The organism is Clostridium sp. UBA2485, from assembly GCF_002341865.1.
GTDB lineage: Bacteria > Bacillota > Clostridia > Clostridiales > Clostridiaceae > Clostridium_J.
Genome location: NZ_DDOV01000096.1, coordinates 1 through 6875, shown reverse-complemented (window position 1 = coordinate 6875; position 6875 = coordinate 1). Strand labels below are relative to the sequence as shown.

Below are 6875 nucleotides of genomic sequence, written 5' to 3'. Positions count from 1 at the left end.
GTTTTCGCATTGTATCCCTATATAAAATTTCTTAGTCAAAATTTAACTTAATATAACATAATATTTTAGTAAAAAACTTATGATAATGGCTGTATAAGATCTTTGATACAATTATGAAAAAGGATACATCTTAGTTTAAGATATATCCTCTAAATTATTAAATATAATTAGTACTTTTTCTTTTTTACTTATGTATATGTTGAAAATACTATATGTAAAAAGTATTAAGGTTTACTTATCAAAGCCTATGACGATACCTGAAATTTTTTAATGATTATCCACTACGAAAAAGAAAGTAACTATTGTGCCTTCTTTTTTAAATTAGCAAATATAATTTTTAATTTCCAAGTTATTTTCTAATAATTTCTTTATTTTTTGCTTCAGATAACCAGCTTGGAAACTCCTTTAACAGGCGATCATACAACTCACTATCTGAAACCTTATTAAAGTCATCTAGAGCAAAGAAACTAGCATTATCTACAACTCTACCTTTAATTGTATCTAAATGCTTTAATATTCCATACCCAAAACCACTGACTCCAACAAACTGCCAAAATATAGGATATTGTGATGATTCCACCACCAAACTCTCAATTTCTCTTTTAGCTCCTACTCCGCCATCAGTAATAAATATAATATAGGCCGGTATAGAACTGTTACGGTATTCTTCAATAATTTCTCTCATAACAGCAGGTTCATAATTCCCACCTCCAAGAGCTCTCATTAAAGGTTTATAATCTACTGGAACCGCATTACAATAGTTGAACATAGTAACGTTGTCCATCCTCTTTGGAGTAGTTCCATAATACCAAAAATCCAATTCTTCATTATCATCAAATTGTATGGCTAAAGGCAATATTTTATTAACAATTGATTGAACCGTTCTATTTTTATATATCCTAGTCATTGATCCAGATATATCAAGTATAAGTGCTACTTTGGCAACTATATCCGGAACTTTATTTTTTTCCAAAGCCAATTTTAGTGGTTTAGCTAAATTTACAAGTTGTGGAGCATTCTTTTCTAACTTTTTCTCTAATGAAATTTTTGAAGTTTGGATAACTGGCACTGGTTGTGATACTATAGGCTCTGTAGACTCATCATCTTCCTCCTCTACTCCACCATATTCTTCTAATAGTTGAGAAAGACCACCATTAAAACCATTTGCCACAGCATTCATTCTCCATTCATTTTTATTATATATTTCAATGGCAATAATTGCTTTTTGATCTTTAAAATTACTACCTGTCAAATTTAACTCCAAATCTTCCTGATGAAGTTGTGATAGCTTAATATTAGCTTGATGAATCATACCCATAGTTCCATCACCATCAATACTAATTGTAAAGACAAGCTTAACAACCTCAGAAGGTAATTTAGCTAAATTTACATTAAATGTAGTTCCATTCATGCAAATTGCATCATCTGGTGACTTTAATTGATTATAAAAAATCATGTACATATCATCATATAGCTGGTCATTTTTATCCACGGCGAAACAACTAATATCATATTCTGATGGTCCAGTGATATTGAAATCAACCTTGATAGGTATGTGAATATCTCCTAATTTTGTACGATAACCTCTTTGTATAAACATTGTAATCAAATCCTTTCACTCTCGTTAGTTTTACTTATATATCTTTTCTTATTAATAATATTAGTTAATGTATAAGCAATACAGATAGCACCATCATTTATATGATAAATTCTTTCATCCTCTTGATTCATAACTTCATCATTGGAAAAGTGATTGTATTTTTCATCTAAATTTTTAATAATATCATCAGATTTTTTTTGGGCTTTCTTTAGCCACTTTTTAGCTACTCTTTTATCTATATTATCTGTACTTTTAAGAAAACTCAAAAAATAATCCATCATTTTTTTATGGCCATCATTATGAATAAATATCCATTTGTTATTTAATTCCTCTTCTTTCAATTTGTCACTTTCTTCTTGATGTATAACCTCTAGTCTCCTACATTGTTCAATTATAAAGTTCTTATTCAAGGTATCACCGTCTTTTCCATTAAATTTACCCTAGCTCTTTGTATTATTAAATAACTGAAGGAAATAATCCATATCATTCTCTAATTCTACTTGCAATTGCTCATAATACATAAAGACATTCTTATCATATTCTTATAAAATAATATAATTATGAACCGTTCTTTATGATACATTTCTATATATCCTTTATATTTCCTTTTAAATTTTGACAAAATAAAGCATCAGATACTAATATCCCTAGTGTCTTATTGTATTTATAAACTCATACAATTAAATGCCCTTTGAAGTCCATCTAATTCTTATATATATAGAGCATATGTTTCCATCATGGATTCTAAAAAATTCCAAAGAGATTCGTTATCCAATTTTAATTTTTCCTTAACTCTTTTAGTAAAAAACTGATAATCTCAATCTTTATCATAAGGTGACTTATTATTTAAAGCTTCAAAACACAAAAGACCATGAAATTCATCTATTTAAATGCTATTCATGGTCTTTTTCTATTGTAATTATGCTCTTTATTATAAACAAACTAACTTAAAATTTTATCTAATTCTTTAAAATTAGCATATCCTTGTGAGATTACTCTTCCTTTGTCTCCTTCTACTGCAATAACTGTTGGAAAACTTGCTACGCCCATTTCGGAAACCATATTAAAGTATTTAAATGTTTCCTCTGCCAAATCTTCAGATAGAAATTCTTTTTCAAATTCCTCTTTAGAAATTCCAAAGCTCTCAGCTATTTCAGTATATGTCTCTAAATTATTAGTATCCTTCCCTTCTATAAAAAGTGCTTCCTGGATCTTTTTAAGGAAGTTAAAAGCTATATCCTTTTTTAATCTTTGGATTAAAACCACTGCTTTAGCTCCTGGAAAACTGTCTAAAACTATATTATTATTTTCTAATATGTTTTTATTAAATTCTTCTCCAAATTTTCTACCAGTTAATTGTTCTATTCTTCTATTATGACCTTTTATATAATCACCTAGGCTATGATTCATAGTTTTAACATTATCATCTATCCACATTCCTCCAGGTAAAATGTTAAAATCATAAGCTTCTTTGTACTTTTCATGTATCTTAGTTATAACATCGCTAAAACCATAGCACCATCCACACATAGTATCCATAACGTAATATATTTTTGTTTTCATATTTTATTCCTCACAATTAAATTAATATCCTACTGTAAATCTTTTACGAGAGAACTTAGGCTCTTCAACTTCGTCCAGCATAGCAAAAGCAAAATCCTCAAATGAAATACGACTAACACCTTTTTCATCTACCACTAAGTAATCTTCACTAGTACGATAAGCTCCTGTTCTTTTTCCTGGTTCTATAAATGCAGCAGGACTTAAATTTGTCCAATTAAGATTCTTTTCTTGTTTGTACTGTTCTAATGCCTCACCATGAGCTAATGCAATTGGCTTCCAGTCTGAAGGAAAATCTTTTGTTTCAACCAGCTTAATGCCCCCTTCTACAAGAAGACTTCCAGCTCCACCCATTGATAAAAGACGAGGTACACCTGCTTTCTTTACTGCATTTATTAAACTCTTAGTAGCATCTACTAAACTTTTTTCTTCTCCATGTTTTGGTCCAAAAGCACTAATAACTATATCATTTCCTTCGATAGCCTTTGATAATCTTTCTTCATCAAATATATCTCCTTCAATAAACTTTAAGTTATCCTGTGTACTTTCGACTTTTGATATATTATGAACTATTCCTGTAACTTGATGTCCTCTTAATAATGCTTCTTTTAAAATAACTTTTCCCACATTCCCGTTTGCTCCAATTAATGCTATTTTCATAAATAATCATCCTTTCAATATAATTTTATTATTCTTTTGTTGTAACCGTAATAGTTACAACTAGCATAAAAAAATAGTAGTATATTCGATGTAACTATAGTAGTTACATCGATGTTAAAAATCTTTAGCTGAATTCTACTTAATCTTTTCTAACAACCCTTCAACAATATCTTTCATTGTAACGTTTCTTAATACATCTTCCATTGCCCCTTGAGCTTTAAGTAATATAATTTCTAGCACAAGTTGAATATTAGCACCTATAGGGCATTTTGGATTGGGATTTTCATGTATTTGAAAAAGCTGCCCTTCCTCAACTACCTCTACTGCCTTATATATATCGAGCAAAGTAATGCTTTCTATAGGTATTAAAAGATATGCTCCTCCGCTACCTGGATTTACGTTAACAATACCAGCTTTTTTTAACATTCCAGTAACCCTTCTAATAATTACTGGATTTGTATTTACACTGCCAGCAATCCATTCTGAGGTACATAAATTATCTTTTTCCATAGATAACATAGATAGTATATGGACTGCTACAGAGAATCTACTACTAATTTTCATGCTTAACTCCTCCTGTTGTAACCATTATAGTTACAACTAAAAGAGTTGTCAATAGAATATCAAAAAAATTTTTTTAAAATCTGTTTTTAATATTCTATCTCTTATTTAAAGCAAATATACAAAATAATATATTTATTTAAGCCCTCAATATCTTATTTTGTAAAAGATCTAATCTGCCCTTTTTTCTGTATCTACAATATACTAATGCAATACTTAATATTTATAATTCCATAGGTGCAACTTAATATAAGAGAAATTATATCTTAATAATATTCTTTATTAATTCCAATTTAGAGTTTACTTTTAAAAATGGTATATCTTCTTTAAAGATTATTCCATACAATTATTAATAAAATAGCTAGTCAAAATTAGTGCTTCTAACTTCGACTAGCCATAACTATCATTTATAAAAACTCTTATCAAGTATATATCTAAGCTCAATTTCATCAATTAAACTTATATTTATTGTTTTTCTTAGCCTAAAAATTTACTATGCCGGTTAGTTTATTCGCTTGCTACTTCATCCATTGGTGTACTTTTCTCAAAATTCCAAGAGTTTTTTATTAAATATCTATTTCCAAAAGGAGTGAATATTGATAGAATCGCAAACACAGCCAATATCATACAATACCATATATAAGGCACTATTTGAACAGGGCTTATCAATCCATTAGTAAAGCTTGCTGCTATCAATAATTGAGCGCCATAAGGTATTAAGCCTTGCATTATGCACGAAAAAGTATCTAAAAGAGATGCTGTTTTTCTTGGGTCTACTTCATATTCTTTAGATATTTCCTTTGCTAATTGGCCATTAACAATTATAGAAACTGTATTATTGGCTGTAGCTATATCTGTAAGAGCCACTAACGCACTTATACCTAATTGAGCGGATTTTTTGCCCTTTATTTTTCTTTTTACTTTATATAATAACCAATCAAGTCCTCCAGCATTTGATACCATATTAGCTAAGCCACCAGTTAATAAAGATAATAAGAAAATATCAAACATTCCTGTAAAACCTGAGTATATCTCTTGAGATAATCCCAGTAATGTAAAGCTTCCATAATAGATTCCAATTAATCCTGATAGTACAATTCCACCAGTTAGTACTACTAATACATTCATTCCTGTTAAAGCTGTAACCAATACAAATGCATATGGAACTATTTTAATTATGTTGAAAGAGTATTCTTGAATTTCTGGGGTGCTAACTGGTTTTCCAAATATCAACAAAACCACTATCGTAACTAAAGCTGCTGGCAATGCAAAGCCCATGTTAGCTTTAAATTTATCCTTCATAGATATCCCTTGAGTTTTAGTTGCAGCTATAGTTGTATCGGATATTATAGATAAGTTATCCCCAAATATAGCTCCTCCTACTAATGCACCTAATGCTAGAGGTAAACTTAATCCTGCCTTTTCCACTAACTCAACAGCTATAGGAGCTACAGCTACAACAGTACCAACAGAAGTCCCAGTTGAAATGGAAATAAATGCAGATACTATAAATATTCCTACAGTAATAAAATTAGCTGGTATTAAAGTAAGTCCTAGATTTACTGTAGATTCAACACCACCCATGGTGCTAGAAACTGTAGAAAAAGCTCCTGCTAATAAGTATATAATACACATGGTAATTATATTTTCATCACCACATCCTTTGATGAATATGTTAAATTTATCATCTAAAGAGCCTTTTGTTAAAATAAAAGCAAATATTATTCCTATAAGTGCTGCTATTGGAGCCGGAAATTGATAAAATGCCATTTCAACTCCTTGAGATTGTAATATAATGCCCGAAGATAAATATACAAATATAAAAATACCAAAAGGTAATAAAGCTAATCCATTACCTTTTTTTTCATTGAGATCATTCATTTTAATATCCTCCTTGTTTTTTATTAATCTTTCATCAATAAATCCAAATCTATTGGATATTTACCATATGTTTTAGCTGCTTCCATGAACATTTCAATTCTTTCAATTGGAGTATTCATAGGAATTTGACAGCCTGTACTTAAAATATAACCTTTCTTAGAATCATATCCCTTTTTAATACACTCTTTTACTGATTTAAAAATATCTTCTCTAGTCCCTTTATGAATTACATCAACCGGTGGAACATTCCCAGTAATTATGACCCTATCCCCCATTGTTTCCTTAGCTTCTTCTAAATCCTCTATATTATCTATGCTAAAATTAGAAATACCTGTACTAACAACGTCTTCCCAGATCTCTTTACTTCTTCCACATATATGTATACTAGGGGCACTACCAGTCTTCTGCTTTATCTTATTTGCATTTTTTTGAAGATAAGGTAAGGAGAACTCCCTAAATTGTTTTGGACTTATAAGACTATTAGATGAAACTGGATCAGCAAAACCAATGGATAAACCTAATTTAGCTACTTCTTCTATATATCTGTTGTTAGATTCTGATACTATTTCCATTAAAGTATGAACTTTTTCAGGACATCTGATCATCCATTTTA

7 protein-coding genes are annotated in these 6875 nt (G+C 29.7%); all 7 read right to left on the bottom strand.

Going from position 1 to position 6875, the window contains the following annotated elements; genetic code table 11:
- Positions 1-349: 349 nt before the first annotated feature.
- Positions 350-1600, bottom strand: a complete 1251-nt coding sequence (locus tag B3603_RS18800; protein WP_291567779.1) for a VWA domain-containing protein — start codon at positions 1598-1600, stop codon at positions 350-352.
- 5 nt (positions 1601-1605) lie between these two features.
- On the bottom strand, positions 1606-2010 hold the full coding sequence (locus B3603_RS18795) for a transporter (protein WP_291567777.1): 405 nt from the start codon (positions 2008-2010) through the stop codon (positions 1606-1608).
- Positions 2011-2542: 532 nt separating this feature from the next.
- On the bottom strand, positions 2543-3163 hold the full coding sequence (locus tag B3603_RS18790; RefSeq protein ID WP_291567775.1) for a DsbA family protein: 621 nt from the start codon (positions 3161-3163) through the stop codon (positions 2543-2545).
- Positions 3164-3184: 21 nt separating this feature from the next.
- Positions 3185-3820, bottom strand: a complete 636-nt coding sequence (locus tag B3603_RS18785; RefSeq protein ID WP_291567774.1) for an NAD(P)-dependent oxidoreductase — start codon at positions 3818-3820, stop codon at positions 3185-3187.
- A gap of 135 nt (positions 3821-3955) precedes the next feature.
- Entirely contained in the window at positions 3956-4384 is a 429-nt protein-coding gene (locus B3603_RS18780) for an Rrf2 family transcriptional regulator (RefSeq protein ID WP_291567773.1), read from the bottom strand.
- A gap of 504 nt (positions 4385-4888) precedes the next feature.
- Positions 4889-6262 (bottom strand): Na+/H+ antiporter NhaC family protein, encoded by a 1374-nt coding sequence (locus tag B3603_RS18775; protein WP_291567772.1) that lies wholly within the window; start codon positions 6260-6262, stop codon positions 4889-4891.
- A gap of 23 nt (positions 6263-6285) precedes the next feature.
- Positions 6286-6875 (bottom strand): uroporphyrinogen decarboxylase family protein (locus B3603_RS18770; protein ID WP_291567769.1); only part of this gene is annotated, 590 nt, incomplete at its 5' end.

Bases quoted from the DNA above. Each gene is read 5' to 3' on its own strand.
- B3603_RS18800 (WP_291567779.1), bottom strand. From the start codon at position 1,600: ATGTTTATACAAAGAGGTTATCGTACAAAATTAGGAGATATTCACATA.
- B3603_RS18790 (WP_291567775.1), bottom strand. From the start codon at position 3,163: ATGAAAACAAAAATATATTACGTTATGGATACTATGTGTGGATGGTGC.
- B3603_RS18785 (WP_291567774.1), bottom strand. From the start codon at position 3,820: ATGAAAATAGCATTAATTGGAGCAAACGGGAATGTGGGAAAAGTTATT.
- B3603_RS18780 (WP_291567773.1), bottom strand. From the start codon at position 4,384: ATGAAAATTAGTAGTAGATTCTCTGTAGCAGTCCATATACTATCTATG.
- B3603_RS18775 (WP_291567772.1), bottom strand. From the start codon at position 6,262: ATGAATGATCTCAATGAAAAAAAAGGTAATGGATTAGCTTTATTACCT.